Origin of the sequence: Zoogloea sp. (assembly GCF_030157465.1) — a bacterium.
GTDB lineage: Bacteria > Pseudomonadota > Gammaproteobacteria > Burkholderiales > Rhodocyclaceae > Zoogloea.
Window position 1 is genome coordinate 1 of sequence record NZ_JAOAUU010000019.1, and the last position, 1,580, is coordinate 1,580.

The following is a 1,580-nucleotide window of genomic DNA, read 5'->3' on the forward strand; positions in this document are numbered from 1 at the left end:
GACCGCATGAAGCGCGAATTCGGCGTGGAAGCCAACGTGGGCAAGCCCCAGGTGGCCTACCGCGAAACCATCCGCAAGACGGTGGAAGACTCTGAAGGCAAGTTCGTTCGCCAGTCGGGCGGCAAGGGCCAGTACGGTCACGTGGTGTTCAAGATCGAGCCCAATGAAGCCGGCAAGGGCTTCGAGTTCGTCGACGCCATCAAGGGCGGTGTGGTGCCGCGCGAGTACATCCCCGCCGTGGAAAAAGGCGTGATCGAAGCGCTGACCACGGGCGTGCTCGCCGGTTACCCGGTGGTGGACGTCAAGGTCACGCTGCACTTCGGTTCGTACCACGACGTGGACTCGTCCGAAATGGCCTTCAAGATGGCCGCCATCTTCGGCTTCAAGGAAGGCTGCCGCAAGGCCAGCCCGGTGATCCTCGAGCCCATGATGGCCGTGGAAGTGGAGACGCCAGAAGACTACGCCGGCAACGTGATGGGCGATCTGTCCAGCCGTCGCGGCATGGTGCAGGGCATGGAAGACATGGTCGGTGGCGGCAAGGCCATCAAGGCAGAAGTGCCCCTGTCCGAAATGTTCGGCTACTCCACGACCCTGCGTTCGATGTCGCAAGGCCGTGCCACGTACTCGATGGAGTTCAAGCACTACGCCGAAGCACCGCGCAACGTGGCCGAAGCCATCGTTGCTGCGCGCGCCAAGTAAAGGCACTGAAGGCAGGGCGCCGCAAGCGCTCTGCCTTCGCAAAGTTTTAGCCGGTCTGCGATCACGCGCCGCCCTGTCCCCGTGCGGGGCGAACCAGCAGTGTGATGCAGACCTTAAACCGTGACACGGGTTTGTTCTTTAGGAATTGAAAATGGCAAAAGAGAAATTTGAGCGGACCAAGCCGCACGTCAACGTGGGCACCATTGGTCACGTGGACCACGGCAAGACGACGCTGACGGCGGCGATCACGACCGTGCTGGCGGCCAAGTTTGGCGGTGCCGCCAAGGCCTACGACCAGATCGACGCAGCGCCCGAAGAGAAGGCCCGCGGCATCACCATCAACACCGCACACGTGGAATACGAGACGGCCAACCGCCACTACGCCCACGTGGACTGCCCCGGCCACGCCGACTATGTGAAGAACATGATCACCGGAGCCGCCCAGATGGACGGCGCCGTGCTGGTGTGCTCGGCCGCTGACGGCCCCATGCCCCAGACCCGCGAGCACATCCTGCTGGCCCGCCAGGTGGGCGTGCCTTACATCATCGTGTTCCTGAACAAGTGCGACATGGTCGACGACGCCGAGCTGCTCGAGCTGGTCGAGATGGAAGTGCGCGAACTCCTGGACAAGTACGACTTCCCCGGTGATGCCACCCCCATCATCCACGGCTCGGCCAAGCTCGCCCTGGAAGGCGACAAGGGCCCGCTGGGCGAAGAAGCCATCATGAAGCTGGCCGAGGCGCTGGACACCTACATCCCCACGCCCGACCGTGCCGTTGACGGCGCGTTCCTGATGCCCGTGGAAGACGTGTTCTCCATCTCCGGCCGCGGCACCGTGGTGACCGGCCGTATCGAGCGCGGCATCATCAAGGTCGGCGAAG

1 protein-coding gene and 1 pseudogene are annotated in these 1,580 nt (G+C 63.5%); both read left to right on the top strand.

Annotated features, from left to right (window positions below; all coding sequences use genetic code 11):
- Window positions 1-699 (top strand): annotated as a pseudogene (gene fusA, locus Q1W26_RS02570) (elongation factor G); the annotation flags it as partial.
- A gap of 151 nt (window positions 700-850) precedes the next feature.
- The coding region (locus Q1W26_RS02575; protein WP_300435466.1) for an elongation factor Tu at window positions 851-1,580 on the top strand (730 nt) is incomplete at its 3' end.